This window comes from Cellulomonas sp. NS3, from assembly GCF_024757985.1.
Lineage (GTDB): Bacteria > Actinomycetota > Actinomycetes > Actinomycetales > Cellulomonadaceae > Cellulomonas_A.
Genome location: NZ_CP103289.1, coordinates 2,333,277 through 2,356,456, shown reverse-complemented (window position 1 = coordinate 2,356,456; position 23,180 = coordinate 2,333,277). Strand labels below are relative to the sequence as shown.

Sequence of the window (23,180 nt, the reverse complement as noted above, 5' to 3'; positions counted from 1 at the left end):
CTCCTCGAGCTCCGTGTCGCGCAGCCTCGCCGGTCCGCAGAGCGCGTTCGAGCGCGCGCCGAACACGGCCTACCTGGGCAGGATGGACCCGTGCAGCCCATGCTCGCCACCCCTACGACCCCCGGGTCACCCCTGCCGAGCGGCCCGGGGTGGGCGTTCGAGATCAAGTGGGACGGGGTCCGCGTGCTCGCCGACACCACCAGCGGACGCCTGCGGCTGCACGCGCGCAGCGGTCGGGAGGTCACCGTCGCCTACCCCGAGCTCGCGGCGCTCGCGGACCTCCCGGGCGCGGTGCTCGACGGGGAGGTCGTCGCGATGGCCGACGGGATCCCGTCGTTCGAGGCGCTCGCCTCCCGCATGCACGTGCGCGACGCCGCCCGTGCAGCCGCCCTGTCGCGGACGCTGCCGGTGAGCTACCTCGTGTTCGACGTCCTGCAGCTGTACGGCGTCGACGTGACCCGGCGGAGTTTCGACGAGCGCCGCGCGACGCTCGAGCGTCTCGAGCTCCCGGCGCCCGCGACGCTGTCCCCGGTCTACCCCGACGGACCCGGGCTGTGGGAGGTCACCCGCGCGCACGGGCTCGAGGGCGTCGTCGCGAAGCGCCGGTCGTCGACCTACCAGCCCGGCCGACGTTCACCCGACTGGCTCAAGGCGGCGCACCGCTCGACGCGCACCGCGCTCGTCGCCGGCTGGCGCCCCGAGACGACCGGCTCCGGGCGGCTCGGTGCGGTGCACCTCGCCGCCCCGGCCGCCGACGGGCGCCTGCGCTACCTCGGGCGTGCCGGCAGCGGGCTCGCCGGCGAGCTGGGACGCGAGCTGCGGCGCCTGCTGGAGCCGCACACCCGCACCGACTGCCCGCTCGACGAGCAGCTCGCGCCGCTCGACCGGCGCGACACCGTCTGGTGCGAGCCCGTGCTGCAGGTCGACGTCGCGTACCTGGGGCGCACCGGTTCGGGACGGCTGCGCCACCCCGCGGTGCGGGGGGTGCGCGACGAGGTCCCGGTCGACCCGTGGGAGGTCCGGTGACGCCGAAGGACGACGCCCAGGTCGTCGACGTGGGCGGGCGCCCGGTCCGGCTGACGCACCTCGACCGGGTCATGTACCCGTCGACCGGGACGACGAAGGGCGAGGTGCTGCACTACGTGACGCAGGTCGCCCCCGCGCTGCTGCGCCAGCTCGAGGACCGGCCCGTGACCCGCATCCGGTTCACCGGCGCCGTCGGCGGCGAGACATTCTTCGAGAAGAACCTCCCCGCGTCGGCGCCCGACTGGGTCCGGCGCCAGACGCTGCGCGCCGCCCCCGGGGCCGAGGACGAGGGCAAGGAGCTGACGCTGCCGTTCCTCGACGACCTCGCGTCCCTCGTCTGGGCGACGAACCAGGGAGCGCTCGAGCTGCACACCCCGCAGTGGCGCGTCGGACCGCGCGGCGGCGTGCGCCACCCCGACCGGCTCGTGATCGACCTCGACCCCGGACCGCCCGCGGGGCTCGACGCGTGCGCCCAGGTCGCCCTGCTCGTGCGGGAGCGGCTGCGCGCCGACGGGCTCGAGTGCCGGCCGGTCACGTCGGGCAGCAAGGGCATGCAGCTCTACGCGCCGCTGCCCGGGCGCCGGACCGTCCTGGAGGTCCGTGCCTACGCCCGGGACGTCGCGCACGAGCTCGCGGCCGCGCACCCCGACCTCGTCGTGGCGATCATGCGCAAGGAGCTGCGCGGCGGGAAGGTCCTGCTCGACTGGAGCCAGAACCACCCGGCGAAGACGACCATCACGCCGTACTCGCTGCGGGGCCGGGAGCGGCCGACCGTGGCCGCACCCCGGTGGTGGGACGAGATCGGGCCGGGCCTCGTGCAGCTCGGACCCGACGAGGTCGTCCGGCGGCTCGCCGAGGACGGCGACCCGCTCGACTGAGACCGGACGCGCACCGGGACCCCCGGGTGGGATGCTGACCGCATGCTCGAGGCGCTCACCGGCACCGGCCTGGCCACCGCGGCCGGGCTCAACGCGTACGTCCCGCTGCTCGTCATCGGGCTGCTCGGCCGCTGGACCGGCCTCGTCGACCCGCCCGTCGGGTGGGAGTGGCTGACGAACGGGTGGGTCCTCGTCGTGCTCGGGGTGCTCCTCCTGCTCGAGGTCGTCGCCGACAAGATCCCCGGGGTCGACTCGGTCAACGACGTCGTCCAGATGGTCGTGCGCCCCGCGGCGGGCGGCATCGCGTTCGGCGCCGGCTCGTCCTCGCAGACCGCCGTCGTCAGCGACCCGGGCGCGTTCGTCGAGTCGGGCCGCTGGGTGCCCGTCGTGATCGGGATCGTCCTCGCGCTCGTCGTGCACGCGGCGAAGGCGACCGCCCGGCCGGTCGTCAACGCCGCGACCCTCGGTCTCGGCGCCCCGCTGGCGAGCACCGCCGAGGACGCCACGAGCGTCGGCCTGTCCTTCGCGGCGATCCTCGCCCCGGTGCTCGTGCTGCTGCTCGTCGTCGCGCTCGCGGTCGTGTGGTGGCGGTTCCGGCGGCGGCGCACCGCTGCGGCCGCAGCCGGCGTGGAGACCGACGGGGCCCCGCCGCCACGGGTCGGCTGACCGCTCGCCCGGCCGCTCCGACCGGGGCCCACCACCACCGCCACCGGCGCGGAGGAGCGTCGCCGACGGCCGCGTCGCGGTCCCGCCCGCGACGCGCCCACCTGCGCGCTCGCGGGCGGGACCGGCTCCGCACCTGCGGTGACGCCCGGATGCGACCCCGCCGCTCGTAGGGCACGGTGGAGGCACACGAATCCAGGCGCCAGCACGGCGCCGGACACGAGGAGGCACCCCACCATGGCCCGTCGTACAGGTCTGCCCAAGTTCACCGTGCCGTCGCTCACCCCCGAGGACGGCGCCACGCTCGCCGAGATCCTGCAGACCCGCCTGAACGCGCTCAACGACCTCGCGCTCACGCTCAAGCACATCCACTGGAACGTCGTCGGCCCGCACTTCATCGCGGTCCACGAGATGCTCGACCCGCAGGTCGAGGCGGTGCGCGCGATGGTCGACGCCGTCGCCGAGCGCATCGCGACGCTGGGCGTCCCGCCGCGCGGCACGCCGGGCGCCCTCGTGGCCGAGCGGACCTGGGACGACTACTCCATCGGCCGTGCGGGCGCGATCGAGCACCTGGGTGCGCTCGACGAGGTGTACCAGGGCGTGATCACGGACCACCGCAAGGCGGCGAAGGACACCGAGGAGCTCGACGACGTCACGAACGATCTGCTCGTCGGGCACCTGCACGAGCTCGAGCTGTTCCACTGGTTCGTGCGCGCCCACCTCGAGTCCGCCGGCGGCGTGCTGAGCACCGACGGCGCGACGACCGAGAAGTCGGCGGCGGGCAAGGCCGGCTCGGCCGCCAAGGGCGCGGCGGACCGCTGAGCACCCCGATGACGCACCACGCGCGACCCGCCGCGACCACGACCCAGCGCCCGCACCGCGCGGCGCGCTACGAGGACGCGCTCAACCGGCGGGTCGCGCGCTGGTTGTCCGGCCGCGGGTGGACCGCCCGCGTCGAGCCCTACGTCGGGTACGGCTCGTCGGCGGGGTGGGTCCGCGTGCTCGCGCGCGTGCTCCTCGCCTCCCCCGCGGTGCCCGACGCCGAGCTGCCCGGGGCCGGGACGGCGACGAGCGAGCGTGAGGCGCGCGACGTCGGTGCGGTCCGGGGCTGGCGGTCCTTCACGACCGCCCAGGTGCCGGAGGCCCGTGTCGAGATCGAGGTCTCGGGCCGCACGTCCACCGCCGTCGCGGACCGCGGCGGCTACATCGACGCGGTGGTCGAGGCCGACCTCGCGCCGGGGTGGCACGACGTCACCGTGCGGGCGGAGGGCGGTGCGAGCCAGTCGGTGCCCGTGCTCGTGATCGACCCCACGACGCCCTACGGGCTCGTGAGCGACATCGACGACACGATCATGGTGACGCGCCTGCCGCGTCCGCTGATCGCCGCGTGGAACAGCTTCGTGCGGCACGAGAACGCGCGTGAGCCGGTCCCCGGCATGGCGGCGCTGTACCGCGCGCTGCTGACCGACCGCCCGAACATGCCCGTGATCTACCTGTCGACGGGGGCCTGGAACGCGGCGCCGACCCTCGGGCGGTTCATCCGCCGGCACCAGTACCCCGTCGGGCCCCTCATGCTGACCGACTGGGGACCCACGAACACCGGGTGGTTCCGCAGCGGGCAGGAGCACAAGAACCAGACGCTGCGCCGGCTCGTGCGCGACTTCCCCGACATGCGCTGGGTGCTCGTGGGCGACGACGGGCAGCACGACCCGGAGATCTACGCGAGTCTCGTGCGCGAGCGGCCCGACCGCGTGCACGCGGTGGTGATCCGTCAGCTGACCGGTGCCGAGCACGTCCTCGCGCACGGCGCGCCGACGTCGACCGACCAGGCGAACCGCGCGGAGGGCCGCACGCAGGCCGAGGGCGTGCCGGTCGTCCAGGGCGCCGACGGCACGGCGATCCTGGAGGAGTGGCGGACGCGGGGCGTCGCCCTGACCTGAGCCGGCCCGGCCGTCCCCCGCCCGGACGGTCCTGCCTGCACACGGATGCGCCCGACCCCCGGTGAGGGGTCAGGCGCATCCGTGCGTGGGGGTCCGTCAGAGGCGCGCGGGGTCGTCCCACTCGTCCGCGGCGGCGATCGCCTCGTCGTCGGCCTGCTGCTCCGTCGCGGAGAGCGAGTGCGGCGCGCGGCTCGGGTCTCCCCCGGTCCGGGCGTCCCCGGCGAACGCCTCGGCCTCGGTCAGGGGGCGCTCGGCGCGGTGGTCGGCGGCGGTGTCGGACGTCAGGTCGCGCGGGACGGTGCTCATGGTCTCGTTCTACCGTCTCCGGCGTGCGGGCGCATCCGTCCCCGACCCGCCAGCCTGCGCCGGTGGTCGGGCGTGAGCCCGGGCCCTCCCCTGCTGTCATTGTGTCTTCCTGTGCGCCCCTGTTGGCGCCTGTTTCCGTTATTGCGTACGCACCTGGACGCGTGATCGGTTTCTCGAGCCCGTTGACACCGTGTTGAGCCCCTGTTGAGCGGTGTCGGACACGCTGCCCCCATGACGACGACCGCCACGCGTCCGACACCGACCCGCACCGCCGCCCCCGCGGGCGACCGCACCCCCCACCTGCGCGCCGAGCCGCTCCCCCGCGTCCACGTGGCCGTGCACTGCGACGACGTTCTCAGCGCCGCCGGCCTCGAGACGCTCCTGCGCGACTGCGCCGACGTCGTCCTCGTGCCGCGCCCGGAGCGCGGGGCCGCCGACGTGCAGCTCCTCGTGCTCGACCGCGTCCGCGCCGAGGACCTCACGGCCGCCGACCCCGCCGGTCGTCCGCGGCCGCGCCGCGTCCTCGTGGTCACCGAGCTCGACGCCCACGACTTCGCGCTCGCGCGGTCCGCGGGCGTCGTGGGCGTGCTGTGGCGCCGGGACGTGACCCGGTCGAGCCTCGCCGCGCTCCTGCGCGCGGCAGCCGCCGCCCCGGCGCCGCACGTCGACCACGCGCGGCCCGCCGCTGCGCACGGCGGGGCGCACGGCGGGGCGCACGGCGGCGTGCACGGTGCGGGCCACCCGGCGCCCCCGGCGAGCCCCGGTGCAGGTCCGGCGCTCTCCGAGCGCGAGATCGAGGTCCTGCGGATGCTCGCCGCCGGCTCCGACACGCGGGAGATCGCCCACCGGCTCTGCTACTCCGAGCGGACCGTCAAGACCGTGATCCAGGACATCACGCGTCGGTTCGGGCTCCGCAACCGCTCGCACGCCGTCGCGTACGCCGTGCGGCACGGGCTGGCGTAGGGCCGGAGGGCGCGCGCCCGGGCCGTCGCGACCGGCGGCGCCGTCGGACCGTGGTCAGGACGGCGCGCGCCTCGGCGCCGAGGCGACCAGCGGGCCGGCCGCACGGACGGCGCGGACCGGCGCGGTGCGGGGCGGGTCCTCGACCGCTCGCCCGGCCGCCGCCGGCCGCCCGGGCCCCGGCCCGACGAGGACGTCGAGCTCGCGCAGGATCCCGGCGTACGCGCGCCGCGCCGCCGCGGCCGCCGCCGGCTCGCCGGCCTCGTCGAGCGAGAGCGCGAGACGCTGCCACAGACCGTCCTGGTAGGCGTCGACGGCCAGACCCCGGCGGCACACCTGGATCGCCGCCGCGTGGTCGCCGGCGCGGGCGTGCCGGTCGGCCAGCACCCGGCACGCGGACACCGCGGAGCTGCGCAGCCGCTCGCGCTCGTGCACCACCCACTCGCTCACCCCGTCGTCGGGCAGGAGGTCGGCGGGGTACGCGTCGACCGCCGCCTGGTAGAGCGCGGTCCCCGCGGCGCCGTCAGCGGAGATCCGGGCGTCGTGCAGGAGCCGCTCGAACGTCCGCGCGTCGTGCTCGTCGTCCGGGCCGAGCTGGAGCCCGTACCCCCCGGCGTCCCGGCAGATGACCGAGCCGCGAGCGCCCGCGGTGGCCGGCTCGAGGAGCTTGCGCAGCTCGCTGACGGCGACCTGGAGGCTGTGCTGGGCGCGTTCCGGGTCGCGCCCGGGCCAGAACCACTCGAGCAGCCGGTCGCGGTTCACGGGGGCGCCGGCGTGCGCGCACAGCGCCCGCAGGAGGGCCTGGTGCTGCGGGCGCAGGTGCGTGAGGGAGACGGGGCGGCCGTCGCGCACGAGCGAGAAGCCTCCGAGGCAGCGCACGACGAGGCGCGTCCGGCGCGCGAGGGGCGGCAGCGGGGAGGGCGCGGGTGGGACGAGTGCGTGCGGTCGCGTCGCGAGGTCGACGGCGGCGACGGGGCCGCGGGGCTGGAGCCGGGCGTGCTCGGTCCGCGCGTGCGCGGGTCCCGCTCCGTGGGTCGCCACGCGGCGGGCTGCGGTGAGGGGCACGACGCCGGCGGACCCGGCCGGGGCGGGCGGGCGGGCGCGTCCGGGTGCCTCGAGGGACCGGGCGACCGCGTCCAGCCAGCTGCGCCCGGACGGTGCGAGGGGCGCGCCTGTCCCGGCGGTGGGGGGCCGGTCGTCCGCACCGCCGTCCACGCCGCCGTCCGCCGGGACGCGCGCCGGGGTGCGCGGCGGGCCGGGCGGGGACGTCGCGTGGTCGGTCGCGCCTGCGGTGCGGGCCAGCCGGACGAGTGCGGCGGGTACCCCGGTCAGGCGCGGTGCACGCTCGCCGGGGGCTGCGTCCGGCACGCCGGTCTCGCAGTGCCGGCCGGCGGTCCGCGGCGTGGCCCGTGCGGTCGCGTGCGCGTGGGCGACCACGGCGAGGGCGGTGCACCAGGCGGCGAGGGCCGGTGCGCCGAGGGCCTCGAACCGGGCGCGGACGTCGTCGGCGTCCTCGGGGGTCGAGCTCCGCCGCACGACGTCGGCGCACAGCGCGAGGAGCCCCAGCACCGCGGCGCCCCAGTCGTCGCCGGCGGTCTCGGCGCTCGCCGTGAGGTGCTGCAGCGCGCGTGGGTGCGGGCGCGGACGGCAGGCGAGCTCGAGGCCGTCGGCGAGCCGCTCGAGGGCGGCGCTGCGGAGCAGGTGCGCGGCGGTGGTGGCGCGGGTGCGGGCGTCGTGCGCGGCGGCGTCCCCCGTGAGGCTCAGTGCGGCCGCGCGTGCGAGCAGGGCGAGCGCCTCGACGACGGGCGGGACGGTGCCGGCGTCGAGGAGAGCGCCGAGCTGCGCGGCGGCGCGGCCGGGGTCTCCCGCGACGAGCTCGGCGAGCGCGGGGACGAGGGTCGGCGGGTCTCCGGCGGCGACGCCGGCGCGGCTGCGGTCGGGGGTCACGAGCGCGGCGCGGGCGGGCTCGCGCCGGACGGCCAGCCGGTCGGCTCCCGGGACCCAGGCGGAGACGCACGCGAGCTCGCGCTGGACCCCCGCGCGGTCGGCCGGGGTCGCGGCGTGCTCGAGCGCGGTGCGGTAGGCGCTCGAGGCCTGTCGCAGGTCGCCCTCGGCGAGGTGGCGGCGCGCGAGCGCGAGGACCGCCCACGGGTCGCTCGCGCGCAGCACGTCGGGCAGCGCGTCGAGCCAGGGACCGGGGCGCCGGGCGAGCGCCGGGCCGTCGACGGCGAGGAGGTGGTGCACCGTGGCGTGGTCGTGCGCGCGGCACGCGGCGTCGAGCGCGTCGTGCGGGTCGCCGTCGGCGGCCGCGAGGTGCGCCGCGGCGGCGTGCAGGGCGCGGGTGCGTGCGGGGCCGTCCCGGTGCGCGAGCGCGGCGAGGAGGTGGGCGCGCAGTGGCTCGGTCAGCCGGAGCCGGCCGGGGTCGCCGGGCTCGGCGGTCAGGAGACCGAGTCCGTGCGCGGTGTCGAGGTGCTGCCGTGCGCCGTCCGTGTCGAGCAGCGCGGTGCAGCGCGCGACCGTCAGGTGCGCGAGGACGCTCGTCGTGACGAGGACCTCGCGCGTCGCGTCCGGGAGGTCGCCGAGGACGTGCCGGTCCAGGTACTCGTGCTCGAGGTCGGTGCCCTCCCCCGCGACGGAGCGCCGGCGTGACGCGGGCAGGCGGCGGGTCGCGAGGTGGAACAGCTCGACCCCGGCGGGCCAGCCGCCCGTGCGGCGCACCAGCTCGTCGGTGTCCGACGCCGCGACGGGGCCGCCGTGGATCCGGGCGAGCTCGGCGACCTCCCACGACCGCAGGCGCAGGTCGTCCGCGTCCAGCTGGGTCGCGGTGCCGCGCAGCCTCCGGGTCAGGAGGGCCGCGGGCGTGGTCCGCGAGGCGAGCAGCACCCGCAGGCGGGCGGGCTGGTGGCGCAGCAGGAGCGTCACGACGTCCGCGGCGGGGCCGGCGCCGAGGGTGTGCAGGTCGTCGAGCACGAGCACCCCGGGCGGGCCGGGCTCGTGCAGCGCGGCCACGGCGTGCTCCGCGGTGGTCCACGGCTCGCGCGTGGCGGTGAGCTCGGTGCACGCGTGTCGCAGGTGCGCGAGAAGGGCGGCGGGGTCACGCAGGCCGGCGTCGAGGGTCAGCCAGCCGCGAGCGCCGGTGCTCGTCGTGGTGACGTCGGCGAGGAGGGTGGTCTTGCCCCAGCCGGCGGGGGCGACGAGCGCGGCGAGGGGTGGAGCGTCGGGCCCGAGGAGGGAGCGGAGGAGGTGGGGGCGGTGCAGGGGGGGTGCGGGGGGTGGCCAGGTGCGGCTGCGCAGCAGGGCCGGGTGGCCTGATGTCGTCATACGCACCTCGCCTGGGTGTCCCGTTGCGTCGTTGCAACTGCCCTCGTGCCCCTCGTGCCGCGTACCGGTGCACAGTATCGGCTGGGCGTTTCGGGGGGAATGGGCGCTTGGGGTGGCGCTGAAAGGTTTCGAGGCCTCGATGGCGTCGAACCGCTTCGATACGGTCGGGCGCCGCCACGGCCCGCTGTCCGGGCTGCGGGGGCACCCCACCGTTCCCGAAGGAGTGAAGCGGATGCGTGTCCTACCAGTGATGGCGCCACTGACGGCGCTCGGCCTGGTCGCTGCGGCGGCGGTCGGTGTGAGCGCGGCGGACGCCGCCTCGGCCCCGGAGGCGGCTGCGGCCACCGGGTACGCCTGGGGCAACGTGGAGGTCGTGGGCGGGGGCTTCGTGCCCGGGATCGTCTTCAACCAGTCGGAGAAGGACCTCGTGTACGCGCGCACGGACATCGGGGGCGCGTACCGGCTGGACCCGGCGACGCGGCGCTGGGTGCCGATCACGGACCACGTCGGCTGGGACGACTGGGGGCACAACGGGATCCTGAGCCTCGCGACGGACCCGGTCGAGACGAACCGGGTGTACGTGGCGGCCGGGACGTACACGAACGGCTGGGACCCGAACAACGGCGCGATCATGCGCTCGACCGACAAGGGCGAGACGTGGAAGACGACCGTGCTGCCGTTCAAGGTGGGCGGGAACATGCCGGGTCGCGGCATGGGTGAGCGCCTGAGCATCGACCCGAACAGGAGCTCGGTGCTGTACTACGGCGCCGAGAGCGGCAACGGGCTGTGGCGGAGCACGGACTACGGGGCCACCTGGAACAGGGTGACGAGCTTCCCCAACGTCGGGAACTACGTGCAGGACGCGTCGTACGACTACACGGCCGACAACCAGGGTGTCCTGTGGACGACGTTCGACCCGACGACGGGCTCGAAGGGCCAGGCCACGAGGACGCTGTACGTCGGGGTGGCCGACAAGGAGAACAGCGTCTACCGGTCCACGGACGCGGGCGTGACGTGGGAGCGGGTGCCGGGTCAGCCGACCGGGTACCTGCCGCACAAGGGCGTCTTCGACCACGTCGGCAAGCAGCTCTACGTCGCGACGTCCGACACGGGCGGCCCGTACGACGGCGGCAAGGGCGACGTGTGGCGCCTCGACACGACGTCGGGTGCGTGGACGCAGATCAGCCCGGTCCCGTCGTCGAGCGCGGACAGCACGTTCGGGTACTCGGGCCTGACGATCGACCGGCAGGACCCGGACACGATCATGGTCACGACGCAGGTGTCGTGGTGGCCGGACATCAACGTGTTCCGCAGCACCGACCGCGGCGCGACGTGGACGCGGATCTGGGACTGGGCGGGCTACCCGGCGCGGACGCTGCGCTACACCCAGGACATCAGCGGCGCGCCCTGGCTGACGTTCGGCAAGCAGTCGGTCGAGCCCGAGCTGAGCCCGAAGCTCGGGTGGATGACGGAGTCGTTCGAGATCGACCCGTTCGACTCCGACCGGGCGCTGTACGGGACGGGCGCGACGATCTACGGCACCGACAACCTCACGCGGTGGGACGCGGGCGGGAAGATCGACCTCACGGTGCGCGCGCAGGGCCTCGAGGAGACGGCGGTGCTCGACCTCGCCGCACCTCCCGGGGCGGTGGAGCTCGTCTCGGGCCTCGGGGACATCGGCGGGTTCGTGCACACCGACGTCACGAAGGTCCCGTCGACGATGTACACGCAGCCCTACCACGGCTCGGTGACCGGGGTGGACTTCGCGGCGCTCGAGCCGGCCACGATGGTGCGGGTCGGCCAGGCGGTCGACGGCGCGGTCGAGTCCCACATCGGCGTCTCCACGAGCTCGGGCAGCAGCTGGTGGGCCGGGCAGGAGCCCCCCGGGGTGACGGGCGCCGGCACCGTGGCGATGAGCGCGGACGGCGGGACCATCGTCTGGAGCCCCGACGGCACCGGCGTGCACGTCTCGACGACGTTCGGGTCCTCGTGGACGGCGTCGACGGGCGTCCCGGCCGGTGCGCGCGTCGAGTCCGACCGCGTGAACCCGAAGACCTTCTACGCGTACGCCGCGGGGACGCTGTACGTCTCGACGGACGGCGGCGCGAGCTTCACCGCGTCTCCCGCGACGGGTCTGCCGACCGAGGGCAACCTGCGCTTCGCGGCCGTCCCGGGCGTCGAGGGCGACGTGTGGCTCGCCGGCGGTGCGGCGACGTCGGCGTACGGCCTGTGGCGCTCGACGGACTCGGGGAAGACCTTCACGCGCCTCGCGAACGTCGACCAGGGCGACGTCGTGGGCTTCGGCAAGGCGGCCCCCGGCAGGACCTACCCGGCGGTGTACACCTCGTCGAAGATCGGCGGCGTGCGCGGGATCTTCCGGTCCGACGACGCGGGCGCCACGTGGGTCCGCATCAACGACGACCAGCACCAGTGGGCGTGGACGGGCGGGGCGATCACGGGCGACCCTGACGTGTACGGCCGCGTGTACGTCGGCACGAACGGGCGCGGCATCGTGATGGGCGACCCCGACGGCACGGTGCCCACCCCGACCGCGACGCCCACGCCCACCGCGACGCGCACGCCGACCCCGACGCCCACGGTCACGCCGACCCCGACGCCGACGGTCACCACGACCCCGACGCCCACCCCGACCGCGACCACGGCCCCCGGCGCGTGCCGGGTCACGTACACGACGAGCGACTGGGGCTCGGGCTTCACGGCGTCGGTGAAGATCACCAACACGTCCGCGAGCGCCGTGCCGTCGTGGCGGCTGGGGTTCGCGTTCGCGGGGAACCAGAAGATCACGAACGGGTGGTCGGGTGAGTTCGCGCAGAGCGGGACGGCGGTGACGGTGTCGAACGCGGCGTGGAACGGCACGCTGGCCGCGGGCGCGACGACCGAGGTCGGGTTCAACGCCTCCTACTCGGGGGTGAACGCGCGGCCGTCGGCGTTCACGCTGAACGGCGCGGCGTGCACGACGGGGTGAGCCGACCGGGCGCGCGCCGCGGTCACGGGGCGCGCTGAGGCTCGACCAGCACGTCGGCCCGTCCCGGGGGTTCCCGGGGCGGGCCGACGCGTGCGGTGCGGCCGACGCGCGGGCCGGCGCGGGGGGCGGAGGTCTGCCGCGGGGACCGGTGAGGCTGAGACAGTGGGGGCGTGACGAACCTCGACGTGCGCCCCGACGAGACCCTGTGCCACCCCGTGCTGCAGCGTGGCCGGGTGCACCGGGTGCTGGAGCCGCGGGACGTCCCGCTCGGCGGGCTGCGGGCCATGCAGGTGAGCCGCACGCTCCCCCAGCGTGACCTGCCGCTCGTGGGGGCGTGGTGCTTCCTGGACCGGTTCGGGCCCGACCGCACGGACATGCGGGTCCTCCCCCACCCGCACACCGGGCTGCAGACCGTCACCTGGCCGCTCACCGGGGAGATCCACCACCGGGACAGCCTCGGCAGCGACGTCGTGGTGCGGCCCGGGGAGCTCAACATCATGACCGCGGGCCACGGGATCGCCCACTCGGAGATGTCGCTCGGCGACCGCCCGCTGCTCGACGGCGCGCAGCTGTGGGTCGCGCTGCCCGCGAGCGCGGCGGACGGCCCGGCGGCGTTCGCGCAGCACCGTGACCTGCCGCGGGTGACGGGCGACGGGCTCGTGGCGACGGTGCTCGTGGGCGAGCTGGGCGGGGCGGCGTCGGACGCGGTCGTGCACACGCCGCTGCTCGGGGCCGACGTCGAGGTCGCCCCGGGGACGACCGCGCAGCTGCGGCTGCGCCGGGACTTCGAGCACGCGGTCCTGGTGCTGGCCGGTGACGTCACCGTCGACGGGGCGGTGCTGCCGGCGGGTCCGCTGCTGTACCTGGGGGCGGGCCGAGACCGGCTCGCGGTGGCCAGCGGTGCCGGGGGACGGTTCCTGCTGCTGGGCGGGGAGCCGTTCGCGGACGAGATCGTCATGTGGTGGAACTTCGTGGGTCGCAGCCACGAGGAGGTGGCCCGGGCCCGGCACGACTGGGAGCACGCCCGCGAGGAGCGCTTCGGGGTGGTCGACGGGCACGACGGGGCCCGCATCCCTGCCCCGGAGCTGCCGAACGTTCACCTGACGCCGCGGCGGCGCCGCGCGGACTGACGCGGCGCGCGGACTGACGCCCCGCCGCTGGCGGCGCCCGGTGGCGCGGCGGCGGGTGGCGGCGGCGGGTGGCGCGGTCGGTCCCGCCGGTGGCGGCGGTCGAGCGGAGCACCGCCGGGGCCGTCCCTGCTCAACGCAGGTGCACGCCCACCTCGGTGGCCTTGACCGACAGCCACACGCGCACCCCCGGCCGCAGGCCCAGCTCGGCGACGGACGCGGCCGTGACGTCGGCGACGACCTCGGGCCGTCCGCTCGTGCGGACCCCCACGGCCGGCCCGCGCGGCTCGAGCGCCACCACCGTGGTGGGCCACACGTTGCGGGGGCTCGCGTGCACGGGCTCCTCGGTGTGCACGGACACCGCCCCCGGGGCGAACACCGCGGCGGCCGCGACGCCGTCGGGCACCGTGCCGGTGCCGCGCAGCACGCGCCCGTCCGGGGCCCGCACCCCGCCCGCGTCCCCCGCACCGACGACGAGGTTGACGCCCGCGAGCGCCGCCGTGAAGGGGTCGCGCGGTGCGGCGAGCACGGCGCCGGTGGGCCCGTCGTGCACGGCCCGGCCGGCGTCGAGGACGAGGACCCGGTCGGCGAGGACGACGGCGTCGAGCACGTCGTGGGTGACGACGACGGTCGTGGTGCCGGTGCGGGTGACCTGCTCGCGCAGGAGCTGGCGCACGAGGGGGGCGTGGGTCGCGTCGAGGGCCGCGACGGGCTCGTCGAGGAGCAGCGCGTGGGGCCGGGCGGCGAGCGCGCGGGCGAGGGCGACCCGTTGGCGCTGCCCGCCCGAGAGCTCACCGGGGCGCCGCGCGGCCAGGCCGGGCAGCCCGACGGCGTCGAGCCAGGCCGCGGCGGCGGCGCGGGCGGCGGCGCGGGAGGTCCCGTGGGCGCGGGGGCCGAAGGCGACGTTCTCCAGGGCGCTCAGGTGCGGGAACAGCCGCGGGTCCTGGCCGAGCAGCCCGACGCCGCGCTGCTCGGGGGGGACGGCGGCGTGCACCCGGCCGGTGGCGTCGACGTGGGTCAGGGCGCGGCCCGCGAGGTGCACGGTCCCGGCGCTCGGGCGCAGGAGCCCGGCGAGGACCGCGAGGAGGGTCGACTTCCCGGCGCCGTTGGGCCCGACGACGGCGAGCACCTGCCCGGGGTCGAGGTCGAGGCGCACGTCGAGCGTGAACGCCTCGGCGGCGCCGCAGGCGGGCCGGTGCACCCGGACGTCGGCCCGCAGGGACCGCCCGCGCGCGCCGGCCTCCGCTCCCGGGGCACGACCGGTGCCGGCGACCGCCACGACGCCCGCACCGGTCCCCCCGTCCTCACCCGCGGTGCCGGCGCCTGCCGGTGCACCCCACCGGGGCCTCATCCGCGCACCCCCGGGCGCCAGGCGCGGGCCACGACGAGGATCACGACCGCCACCGCCACCAGGAGCAGCGACAGCGCCACGGCGGTGTCCGGGGAGACCCCTGCGCCGTTGAACGCGGTGTAGATCGCGAGCGGCATCGTGCGGGTCACCCCGGGCACGTTGCCGGCGAACAGGGCGGTCGCCCCGAACTCGCCGAGGGCCCGGGCGAAGCACAGCACCGTCCCGCTCGCGAGGCCCGGCGCGGCGAGCGGGAGCGTGACGCGGCGCAGCACCGTCCAGCGGCCCGCCCCCAGCGTCGCCGCCACCGTCTCGTACCCGGTGCCGAGCGTGCGCAGCGACCCCTCGACGGCGAGCACGAGGAACGGCAGCGCGACGAACGTCTGGGCCAGCACGACCGCGGCGGTCGTGAACGGCACCCGCACCCCGAGCAGCGCGTCGAGGTGCTCCCCGGCGAGCCCCTGCCGGCCCAGGAGGTACAGCAGCGCGATCCCCCCGACCGTCGGGGGCAGCACGAGCGGGAGGGTCACGAGCGCGCGCACCACGTCCGCGGTACGCGTCGCCGAGCGCGCCAGGAGCACCGCGAGCGGGACCCCGAGGACGACGCACAGGGCGGTCGCGGCCGCACCGGTGCGCAGGGACAGGCTCAGCGCGGCGACGGCCTCCGGGGACGTGACCGCCGCGGGCAGGCCCGCCCAGTCGGCGCGCAGGAGCAGCGCCAGCACGGGCAGCACGAGCAGGGCGAGCCCCGCGGCCGCGGCGACCGCCACGGTGCGCGGCACCCGGGGACCGAGCGTGCGGGGCGGGGCACCCCCGGGCGGGGCGGTCCGTGGTGTCACGGCGCCTCGAAGCCGTGGCGGGCGAGCACCGCGCGCGCGTCCGGCGAGGCGAGCAGGGCGACGAGGTCGCGGGCCCGGTCCGGCTGCGGGGCGCCGTCCAGCACCGCCGCGCTCACCGTGGTGCGCGCCCGCGCCGCCCCGGGGATCTCGACCCCGTCGACCGCGCCCCGGGCACCGAGCACGTCCGTGACGTAGACGACGCCGGCGTCCGCCTCGCCCGAGGCGACCTTCGCCAGGACGGCCGTCACCGCCTGCTCCTCGCTCGCGCGCGGGACGTCGACGCCGGCGTCGGCCAGCAGCGTGCGGGTGGCCGCGCCGCACGGGACGGGCGCCGCGCACAGCACGACCGCGACGTCCGGGCGTGCGAGGTCGGCCAGCCCCGCGACGGCGAGGGGGTTCCCGGGGGCGACGGCGATCCGGAGCGTGTTGGCGGCGATCTCGACGCCCTGGTCCGCGAGCGGCCCGTCGTCCGCGGCCCGGGCGGTCGACGCCGCGTCGGCGAGCACCACGACGTCGGCGACGGCTCCCTCGCGCAGCTGGACGAGCAGCGCCGCCGACCCGTCGTACGTCACCTGCGGCGCCGGTCCGCCCGCACGCTCGGCGTGCAGCGCGAGGAGCTCGTCGAGCGGCCCGTGCAGCGAGGCGGCCGCGAGCACGCGCACGGGGTCCTGGCCGCCGGCCGGCGTCCCGCACGCGGCGAGGACGAGGGCGGCGCCGGTCGCGAGCACCGCGAGGGCGGCCCGGCGCGCACGCGACCCGGGCGTCGCCCGGAGCCGGAGCCGGGGCGAGACGGTCCCGGTCCCGGGTGCCCGGCGTGGTCCGCCGTCCCGTGCCGCGCCCGGCCGCGCCGTCGTCGCGCCGGACCGCGGTCCCGGGCGGGCCGTGCTCACCGGCTCGTGCCGGGCGTCTCGACCATGACCGTCGTGGCCTTGACCACCGCAACCGCGAGCGCCCCCACGTGCAGGCCGAGCTCGCGCACCGCCTCGCTCGACATGAGGGACACGACGCGGTGCGGGCCGCACTGGAGCTCGACCTGGGCCATGACCGTGTCGGCGGTGATCGCGGTGACGAGGCCGACGAACCGGTTGCGCGCGGAGCTGGCGCCCGCGCCCGGGTCCTCGGGGGTGCGGGCGTTCTGGACGGCGCGCGCGGCGAGGTCCGCGCCGTCGATGAGGCGGCGCCCGGCGCTGTCCCAGCCGGCGCGCAGCAGGCCGGAGTCGACCCAGCGGCGCACGGTGTCGTCGCTCACCCCGAGCAGCTCGGCGGCCTCGGCGATCCGGAAGTGCGTCACGAAACGGACGATATCACCGCAGACGCGGCTCGATGCCGAGGGCTCGTGACGCGGACGCGGTACCGCACACCCGCGGCTCGTCGACTCGGGGTCGCCGCACCCGGGCCCGGGTGGGGCGAACGTCACCCGAGGGATCGGCCCGCCCGCCGGTACGCTGAGCGGTTGGCGCGCACCTCGCGCCGGCGTGTGCCCGTGAGGACGAGGCCCCGCGAGGCCCGTCGTCCGCCCGGGGCGGCAGAGATGGAAGATCCCGATGACCGTCACCGACAGCCGCGACGCGCGCGACACCGCCCCGCACCGGGACGCCGAGGCACACCCCACCGACGAGCGCCCCACCGCCGCCCGGCCCGACGAGCAGCCGGACGCGCGGGCGGACGAGCAGCCCGAGGAGCACGGGCCCGGCGTCGGGGACGCGGACCTCGCGACGTTCCTGCGCGTCGTCGACCAGCTCGTCGCACTCCCCCACGACCACCCCCAGCACGCCGTCGCCCGGCGCGCGACGTCGGGGCTGTTCAAGGCCGTGAAGAAGCAGCGCCGCACCCAGAAGCGCGCCGCGATCAGCGCCGCGGACCGCGCCGTCGTCGCCGCGACCGCGACCGGCAGCCCGGGGCGCATCGACGACGAGACCCTCGGGATCCCGCTCGTGTCGAACGCGCGCGGCGCGACCGCCGGGACGCTGCTCAAGGCCCGCCCCTGCTACATCTGCAAGGAGCTCTACACCGAGGTCGACGCGTTCTACCACCAGCTGTGCCCGTCGTGCGCGGCGCTCAACCACGCGAAGCGCGACGCCCGCACCGACCTGACCGGACGCCGCGCGCTCCTCACGGGCGGGCGCGCCAAGATCGGCATGTACATCGCGCTGCGCCTCCTGCGCGACGGCGCGCACACGACGATCACGACCCGGTTCCCGCGCGACGCGGCCCGGCGCTTCGCCGCGATGCCCGACGCCGCCGACTGGCTCGACCGGCTCGAGATCGTCGGGATAGACCTGCGCGACCCCGCCCAGGTCGTCGCGCTCGCCGACTCGGTCGCCGCCGCCGGACCGCTCGACGTCCTGATCAACAACGCCGCGCAGACCGTGCGCCGCTCCCCCGGCGCGTACTCCCGCCTCGCCGACGCCGAGCTGGCCCCCCTGCCCGCCGGCCCGCTCCCGGCGATCCGCACGTTCGGGCACACCAGCGACGCCCACCCCCGCGCGCTCGCCGGCGCGGTCAGCGAGCTCACCAGCCCGGCGCTCGCCCTCGCCGCGGCGGACGCCGACGCGCTCACCGCGCAGGCCCTCACCGCGCACGCCGCGTCGCTCGAGCGCCTCGTCGCGGGCACGTCGATCGACGCGGGCGGGCTCGTCCCGGACACCCACGACACGAACAGCTGGGTCGCGACGGTCGACGAGGTCGACCCGATGGAGCTGCTCGAGGTCCAGCTGTGCAACCAGACCGCGCCGTTCATCCTCGTCAGCCGCCTGCGCCCGGCGATGCGGGCCGCGAGCGCCCGGCGCACGTACGTCGTGAACGTCTCGGCGATGGAGGGAGTGTTCTCGCGCGGCTACAAGGGCCCGGGGCACCCGCACACCAACATGGCGAAGGCCGCGCTCAACATGCTCACGCGCACGAGCGCCGCGGAGCTCGCGACTGACGGCATCCTCATGACGGCGGTGGACACGGGCTGGATCACCGACGAGCGCCCCCACCCGACGAAGGTGCGCCTCGCCGAGGAGGGCTTCCACGCCCCGCTCGACCTGGTCGACGGCGCCGCGCGCGTGTACGACCCGATCGTGCGCGGCGAGGCGGGCGAGGACCTGTTCGGCTGCTTCCTCAAGGACTACGCCCGCTCGGCGTGGTGACCGGACGGGGCGGGCGGGCCGGCACGGTGCCGGCCCGCCCGCCCCGCCGTCAGCCCTTCGAGCCCGTCGTCGCGATGCCCTGCACGAAGTGCCGCTGACCGACGAAGAACAGCAGGATCATCGGCAGCGTCGCGATGACCGAGGCGGTCACGACGATCTCCCAGTGCCACTCCCCGCCGAACCCGTACTGGTCGAGCAGCGCCTTGAGCCCGCGGGGGACGGTGAACTTGTCGGAGTCCTGCACGTAGATCAGCGGGCGCATGAGGTCGGTCCATGCGGCCTGGGTCTCGAACAGCAGGGTGAGCACCAGCGCGGGGCGTGCGAGCGGCAGGGCGATGGCGCGGAAGATCGTCCAGTTCCCGGCGCCGTCGAGCTGCGCGGCCTCGAACAGCTCGCGCGGCAGCCCGAGGAAGAACTGCCGGATCAGGAAGATGTAGAACGCGCTCCCGAACAGGTTCCCGGCCCACAGCGGCGTCAGCGTCCCGACGAAGCCCAGCTCCTTCCAGATCAGGTACGTCGGGATGAGCGTGACCGCGCCGGGCAGCATCATCGTGGCGAGGACGAGCCCGAACAGGAACCCGCGCCCCCGGAACCGGAAGTACGCGAACCCCCACGCGACGGCCGCGCTCGACAGGGTCACGGTGATCCCCGCGAGGACGGTCACGAGCGTGGTGTTGCCGAGCCACTGGGCCATCGGCACCTCGCGCCACACCTGCACGTAGTTGTCGAGAGTGAAGGTCTCGGGCACGAGCCGGTTGTCGAAGACCTCGCCGCGCGGCTTGAACGACGCGCTCACGAGCCACACGAACGGGTAGACGAACACGACGGTCGCGGCGACGAGCGCCGCGAGGACGAGCGGGCGGCCCACGCGGCGGGTCACTTCTGGTCCCCCTCGTAGTAGACGACGCGCTTGGAGACCGCGAGCTGCACGAGCGTCACCGCGAGGATGATCACGAACAGCAGCCACGCCATCGCCGAGGCGTACCCCATGTTGAGGTTCTCGAAGCCCTGCTGGAACAGGTAGATGACGTAGAACAGCGCCGCCTCGTTCGCGTACGTGGTGTTCCCTGAGCCGAAGAACGCGGTGTACGCCTCGGTGAACATCTGGAACGCGGCGATCGTGTTGACCACGACGACGAAGAACAGCGTCCCCGAGATCATCGGCACGGTGACCGCGAACGTCCGGCGCCAGAACCCGGCGCCGTCGACCCGTGCCGCGTCGTACAGCTCGGACGGCACCTGGCGCAGGGCCGCGAGCAGGATGATGACGGTCGACCCGATCGTCCACATGCTCATGAGCACGAGCGCGGGCTTGATCCACGCCTGGTCCGTCGTCCAGTACGGGCCCTGGACGCCGACCGCGCCGAGCGCCTCGTTGACCAGCCCGTTCTGCCCGTTGAACAGCAGCAGCACGAGCACGCCCACGGCGACGGGCGGGGTCATCTTGGGCAGGAAGAACGCGGTGCGGAAGAACCCGGAGGACCGCCCGGCCCGCTCGAGCAGCAGCGCGAGCCCGAGCGCGCCGACCACGTGCAGCGGGACGGCGAGCACCGTGTAGACGACCGTGTTCGTCAGGGCGAGCGCGATCTTCGGGTCGGCGGCCATGTCGCGGTAGTTCTCGAGCCCGATGAACCGCGGGTCGTTGATCACGTCGTAGTCCGTCAGTGACAGGTACGCGGAGTACAGCACCGGCCACAGCGTGAAGACGAGGAACCCGACGATCCACGGGCTCAGGAACAGCAGGGCGGACCACAGGTTGCGCCGCGACCGGGCCCGCGCGGTGCGGGTGGGCGCGACGGGACCCGCGGCCACCGGGGCGGCCGTCGTGGTCGTCACGTCAGCCGTCCGACCGCTCGTCCCACTCGGCCCAGGCGTCGTCGAGCGCCTCCTGCGCCTCCTCCTGCGCCTGCGCGAGCGCCTCGGCCGGCTCCTGCTGGCCGTTGAGCACGCGGTTCACGCCGTCCTGCCACGCCGCCTTGAACTCGGCGTCGGCCGGGTTCGCGGGCAGCGAGAACGTGTTCTCGTTCGCCTCGTACACCGCCTCGACCGCCTGGTCCCACACCGGGGAGCCGGACGGCTCGACGAGCGTCGAGCGGATCTCCTCGTCGGCGTCCGCGTTGCCGGTCAGCAGGCCCGTGAAGACCTGGCCCGACTCGGCGCGCGCGTCGGCGCGGGCCTGCGCGGCCGCGAGCCAGCTGTCCTGCTCGACCATCGTCGCCGCGAACCGGCACGCCGCCGCCGCGTTCGGGCTGCCCGCCGGGATGGCCCACGCCGAGCCCGTCGCGAACGCCAGCGGCTCGCCCTCACGGGTGCGGAACGTGTCGAACGCGAGCGTCGCGTCCGGGGAGACCTCGTTGAGGACGTTGACGTACCAGTTCTCCATCGGCATCGCCCCGAGGGTGTGCGTCGCGAACTGGTTGCCCTCGCCGAAGAAGTCCGCGGAGTCGCGGAACGCCTTCACCGCGGGGAACCCGCCCTGCGCGTCGTACACGGCGACCGCGAGCTCGAGCGCCTCGAGCGCCTCCGGGGAGTCCAGCTGGGCGGTGCGCGCGTCGTCGGACAGCAGGTCCGCGCCGTTGGACTTGGCCCACAGCGGGAAGAACTCGGGCAGCTTGGAGTCGAAGCCGATCACGGACAGCGCCCCGCCGTCGCGGCGGACCAGCGCCGACGTGGCCTGCGTGACCGCGTCCCAGTCGGACCCGTTGACGGCCTCGATGCCGAGCCCGGCCGCGGACAGCAGCGAGGAGTCCGCCATCGTGACCTGCACCTGGTTGAACTCCGGCAGCGCGTACACCTCGCCGTCGAACGTGACCTGGCCCGACGCGGCCTCCCGGAACTGGCCGGTGTCGACGTCCTCCGCGGCGATGCAGTCGGTCAGCGGGAGGATCGCCCCGCGCGAGGCGAACGTGCCGATCTGGTCGCGGTTCGCGTACACCAGGTCCGGCGGGTCTCCGGCCGCGACCGCGGAGAGGAACGCCTGGATGTCGAGGTCGCCCTCGACGAGCGAGACGTCGACGTCGTCGCCGAGCTCCTCCGTGGCACGGTCGTAGCGCACCTGCGCCACGTCGTCGCCGGTCCCGAACCCCATCACCGTGAGCTCGCCGCTCATCGCGGCGTCCGACCCGTACGTCACCTCGGCCTGCGTCGGCTCCCCGCTGCCCGACGCGCACGCGGCGAGCGCGAGCACCCCGGCCGCCGCCACCGTCCCGCACAGTCCAACCCGTCGCGTGCTCATCACGCACCCCTCCGATCCCGCCCGTGGGTACCCACGCCGGTCCGGGCCGACGGTCGTCGACGGAAGCGGACACGGACGCCGGCGGGCGGGCCGTCCACGGGTGGCGGGCGGCACCGTCCCACCCGGGCGGACCCGGGCGGGCGTCCCCGCTGGCTGGAGGACCGAGCCGACGCGGCTCTTGGGACAGATGGTGCGCCGGAGAAGCGCTTCTCGCGACCCGAGCCGGACGGGCGTCCGACCTGCCTCGCGCGGGGCACGTGCGCGAACCGGGCGCCCGCGCGATCCTTGTCCCGTGAACGTCGTCGAGCCGAGGAGCGCACCCATGGACCGGACCGTCGAGCGCGCGCACGCGATCACCGAGCTGCACACGCTGCTGCTCGAGGCGGCGGGCGTGGAGGAGTTCGTCGAGGGCGTCGCGCAGGCCGCGGCGGCGCGCATCCGGCCCGACGCGCACGTCGCGATCATGCTCAAGCGGCAGGGGCGGCCCACCGGCGTGGCCAGCAGCGACGAGCGTGCCGCGCAGTGCGACGAGGTCGAGTTCGCCGCGAACGAGGGCCCGTGCCTGACGTCCGCGGACACCGGCGAGCGGATCGTGATCCAGGAGCTCGAGCGCGGCGACGAGCGCTGGCCCGCGTGGGCCGACGCCGCCCGGCAGGCCGGGTTCCGGTCGGCCGCCGCGATCCCCCGCGCGGTGCGCGAGGGCGTCGACATCGCGATCAACCTGTACTCCGAGGAGCCGGGCGCGTGGGACGACGACGCGCTCGCCACCGCCGACATGTACGCCGACGAGGTCGCCCGCACCCTGCGGCTGTGCCTGCGCTCGGCGGACCAGGCGGAGATCAACGAGGACCTCAAGGCCGCGCTCGCCTCGCGCGCCGTGATCGACCAGGCGATGGGCGTCATCATGGCGGAGAACCGCTGCTCGTCCGAGGAGGCGTTCCGGATCCTGCGCAACGCGTCCCAGAACCGCAACCTCAAGCTCCGTGACGTCGCCGCGTCCCTCATCGAGAACGTCACCGGCGTCGCCCCGCAGCCCGGCACCGAGTTCGCGGAGCGCCGTCCGACGCCCTGACACCGCCGCCCGGGACCGCCCTCGCACCGGCGCCAGGCTGTCGTCCGGACCGCCCGGGACCGGCGCCGGGCTCCCGTCCGGACTGCTCCCGCACCGGCTCCAGGACCGGCTCCAGGACCGCCCCGACGGGCGGCGTCGAGCCCGGGGGAGGCGGCCCTCGGCACCCGCGCCGTCCGCGTCACGCGACAAGGCCCGGAACCGATACCGCAGGTCAGACGCTCGCGGTTCGGAACGAACCGGACAACCGCCGAGAAGCGGTTCGAGGTGCGAGAAGTGCTCGAGGGGAACAGAGTGTCCCTCGAGCACAGCCACGCGCTCCCCCGACTGACCCCTGGAAAGGTCGGC

19 protein-coding genes are annotated in these 23,180 nt (G+C 75.9%); 10 read left to right on the top strand and 9 right to left on the bottom strand.

Going from position 1 to position 23,180, the window contains the following annotated elements; all coding sequences use genetic code 11:
- The first annotated feature begins 99 nt into the window (after window positions 1–99).
- The 5 genes from NXY84_RS10755 to NXY84_RS10735 all read left to right on the top strand — a co-directional run bounded on the left by NXY84_RS10755 (window position 100) and on the right by NXY84_RS10735 (window position 4,507).
- A complete protein-coding gene (locus NXY84_RS10755; protein ID WP_258727180.1) occupies window positions 100–1,026 on the top strand; it encodes a DNA ligase in 927 nt (308 codons plus the stop codon).
- Complete coding sequence (gene ligD / locus NXY84_RS10750; protein WP_258727060.1) at window positions 1,023–1,904, top strand: non-homologous end-joining DNA ligase; 882 nt, start codon at window positions 1,023–1,025, stop codon at window positions 1,902–1,904. The genes NXY84_RS10755 and ligD overlap by 4 nt, the downstream gene beginning before the upstream one ends.
- Window positions 1,905–1,946: 42 nt before the next feature.
- The gene (locus NXY84_RS10745) at window positions 1,947–2,570 is read left to right on the top strand and encodes a DUF4126 domain-containing protein (RefSeq protein WP_258727059.1); all 624 of its coding nucleotides are present in this window, start codon (window positions 1,947–1,949) and stop codon (window positions 2,568–2,570) included.
- Window positions 2,571–2,804: 234 nt separating this feature from the next.
- Window positions 2,805–3,389: a Dps family protein gene (locus NXY84_RS10740; RefSeq protein ID WP_258727058.1), complete on the top strand. Its 585-nt coding sequence runs from the start codon at window positions 2,805–2,807 to the stop codon at window positions 3,387–3,389.
- 8 nt (window positions 3,390–3,397) lie between these two features.
- Entirely contained in the window at window positions 3,398–4,507 is a 1,110-nt protein-coding gene (locus NXY84_RS10735) for an App1 family protein (protein WP_258727057.1), read from the top strand.
- Window positions 4,508–4,603: 96 nt separating this feature from the next.
- Here NXY84_RS10735 and NXY84_RS10730 read toward each other — a convergent pair whose 3' ends face one another.
- Entirely contained in the window at window positions 4,604–4,813 is a 210-nt protein-coding gene (locus NXY84_RS10730; RefSeq protein ID WP_258727056.1) for a hypothetical protein, read from the bottom strand.
- Window positions 4,814–5,044: 231 nt separating this feature from the next.
- On the opposite strand from NXY84_RS10730, the gene NXY84_RS10725 reads away from it, so the two are divergent.
- The gene (locus tag NXY84_RS10725; protein ID WP_258727055.1) at window positions 5,045–5,776 is read left to right on the top strand and encodes a helix-turn-helix transcriptional regulator; all 732 of its coding nucleotides are present in this window, start codon (window positions 5,045–5,047) and stop codon (window positions 5,774–5,776) included.
- Window positions 5,777–5,830: 54 nt separating this feature from the next.
- On the opposite strand, the gene NXY84_RS10720 is transcribed toward NXY84_RS10725, so the two are convergent.
- Window positions 5,831–9,094 carry a winged helix-turn-helix domain-containing protein gene (locus NXY84_RS10720; protein ID WP_258727054.1) on the bottom strand — a complete coding sequence of 1,088 codons (3,264 nt, stop codon included), beginning with the start codon at window positions 9,092–9,094 and terminating at the stop codon, window positions 5,831–5,833.
- 250 nt (window positions 9,095–9,344) lie between these two features.
- Here NXY84_RS10720 and NXY84_RS10715 point away from each other — a divergent pair, with 250 nt between their 5' ends.
- On the top strand, window positions 9,345–12,080 hold the full coding sequence (locus NXY84_RS10715; RefSeq protein ID WP_309485081.1) for a cellulose binding domain-containing protein: 2,736 nt from the start codon (window positions 9,345–9,347) through the stop codon (window positions 12,078–12,080).
- A gap of 170 nt (window positions 12,081–12,250) precedes the next feature.
- A complete protein-coding gene (locus tag NXY84_RS10710) occupies window positions 12,251–13,210 on the top strand; it encodes a pirin family protein (RefSeq protein ID WP_258727052.1) in 960 nt (319 codons plus the stop codon).
- Window positions 13,211–13,340: 130 nt separating this feature from the next.
- On the opposite strand, the gene NXY84_RS10705 is transcribed toward NXY84_RS10710, so the two are convergent.
- Genes NXY84_RS10705 through NXY84_RS10690 form a run of 4 tightly spaced genes read right to left on the bottom strand, consistent with a single transcriptional unit; the run spans window position 13,341 to window position 16,685 of the window.
- A complete protein-coding gene (locus NXY84_RS10705) occupies window positions 13,341–14,558 on the bottom strand; it encodes a sulfate/molybdate ABC transporter ATP-binding protein (protein WP_258727051.1) in 1,218 nt (405 codons plus the stop codon).
- Window positions 14,555–15,337 carry an ABC transporter permease gene (locus tag NXY84_RS10700; RefSeq protein ID WP_258727050.1) on the bottom strand — a complete coding sequence of 261 codons (783 nt, stop codon included), beginning with the start codon at window positions 15,335–15,337 and terminating at the stop codon, window positions 14,555–14,557. The genes NXY84_RS10705 and NXY84_RS10700 overlap by 4 nt, the downstream gene beginning before the upstream one ends.
- A gap of 53 nt (window positions 15,338–15,390) precedes the next feature.
- Window positions 15,391–16,284 (bottom strand): molybdate ABC transporter substrate-binding protein, encoded by an 894-nt coding sequence (gene modA, locus NXY84_RS10695; protein WP_258727049.1) that lies wholly within the window; start codon window positions 16,282–16,284, stop codon window positions 15,391–15,393.
- Entirely contained in the window at window positions 16,281–16,685 is a 405-nt protein-coding gene (locus tag NXY84_RS10690; protein WP_258727048.1) for a TOBE domain-containing protein, read from the bottom strand. The genes modA and NXY84_RS10690 overlap by 4 nt, the downstream gene beginning before the upstream one ends.
- Before the next feature lie 253 nt (window positions 16,686–16,938).
- Between NXY84_RS10690 and NXY84_RS10685 the strand changes: the two genes are divergently transcribed.
- Window positions 16,939–18,528: an SDR family oxidoreductase gene (locus tag NXY84_RS10685; protein WP_258727047.1), complete on the top strand. Its 1,590-nt coding sequence runs from the start codon at window positions 16,939–16,941 to the stop codon at window positions 18,526–18,528.
- 49 nt (window positions 18,529–18,577) lie between these two features.
- Here NXY84_RS10685 and NXY84_RS10680 read toward each other — a convergent pair whose 3' ends face one another.
- From NXY84_RS10680 to NXY84_RS10670, 3 genes are read right to left on the bottom strand one after another with little or no spacing between them, the layout of a single operon-like run.
- The gene (locus tag NXY84_RS10680; protein WP_258727046.1) at window positions 18,578–19,408 is read right to left on the bottom strand and encodes a carbohydrate ABC transporter permease; all 831 of its coding nucleotides are present in this window, start codon (window positions 19,406–19,408) and stop codon (window positions 18,578–18,580) included.
- Window positions 19,405–20,364 (bottom strand): carbohydrate ABC transporter permease, encoded by a 960-nt coding sequence (locus NXY84_RS10675; RefSeq protein ID WP_258727045.1) that lies wholly within the window; start codon window positions 20,362–20,364, stop codon window positions 19,405–19,407. Before NXY84_RS10675 ends, NXY84_RS10680 begins: the two co-directional genes overlap by 4 nt.
- Before the next feature lies 1 nt (window position 20,365).
- Window positions 20,366–21,763 carry an ABC transporter substrate-binding protein gene (locus tag NXY84_RS10670; protein WP_258727044.1) on the bottom strand — a complete coding sequence of 466 codons (1,398 nt, stop codon included), beginning with the start codon at window positions 21,761–21,763 and terminating at the stop codon, window positions 20,366–20,368.
- Window positions 21,764–22,085: 322 nt separating this feature from the next.
- On the opposite strand from NXY84_RS10670, the gene NXY84_RS10665 reads away from it, so the two are divergent.
- A complete protein-coding gene (locus tag NXY84_RS10665) occupies window positions 22,086–22,835 on the top strand; it encodes a GAF and ANTAR domain-containing protein (protein WP_258727043.1) in 750 nt (249 codons plus the stop codon).
- Window positions 22,836–23,180 lie beyond the last annotated feature (345 nt).

Excerpts from the sequence above, each read along its gene's own strand:
- NXY84_RS10730 (WP_258727056.1), bottom strand. The coding sequence starts at position 4,813 with ATGAGCACCGTCCCGCGCGACCTGACGTCCGACACCGCCGCCGACCAC.
- NXY84_RS10735 (WP_258727057.1), top strand. The coding sequence starts at position 3,398 with ATGACGCACCACGCGCGACCCGCCGCGACCACGACCCAGCGCCCGCAC.
- NXY84_RS10685 (WP_258727047.1), top strand. The coding sequence starts at position 16,939 with ATGACCGTCACCGACAGCCGCGACGCGCGCGACACCGCCCCGCACCGG.
- NXY84_RS10755 (WP_258727180.1), top strand. The coding sequence starts at position 100 with ATGCTCGCCACCCCTACGACCCCCGGGTCACCCCTGCCGAGCGGCCCG.
- NXY84_RS10745 (WP_258727059.1), top strand. The coding sequence starts at position 1,947 with ATGCTCGAGGCGCTCACCGGCACCGGCCTGGCCACCGCGGCCGGGCTC.
- NXY84_RS10665 (WP_258727043.1), top strand. The coding sequence starts at position 22,086 with ATGGACCGGACCGTCGAGCGCGCGCACGCGATCACCGAGCTGCACACG.
- NXY84_RS10720 (WP_258727054.1), bottom strand. The coding sequence starts at position 9,094 with ATGACGACATCAGGCCACCCGGCCCTGCTGCGCAGCCGCACCTGGCCA.
- NXY84_RS10705 (WP_258727051.1), bottom strand. The coding sequence starts at position 14,558 with ATGAGGCCCCGGTGGGGTGCACCGGCAGGCGCCGGCACCGCGGGTGAG.
- NXY84_RS10740 (WP_258727058.1), top strand. The coding sequence starts at position 2,805 with ATGGCCCGTCGTACAGGTCTGCCCAAGTTCACCGTGCCGTCGCTCACC.
- NXY84_RS10725 (WP_258727055.1), top strand. The coding sequence starts at position 5,045 with ATGACGACGACCGCCACGCGTCCGACACCGACCCGCACCGCCGCCCCC.
- NXY84_RS10670 (WP_258727044.1), bottom strand. The coding sequence starts at position 21,763 with ATGAGCACGCGACGGGTTGGACTGTGCGGGACGGTGGCGGCGGCCGGG.
- NXY84_RS10715 (WP_309485081.1), top strand. The coding sequence starts at position 9,345 with ATGGCGCCACTGACGGCGCTCGGCCTGGTCGCTGCGGCGGCGGTCGGT.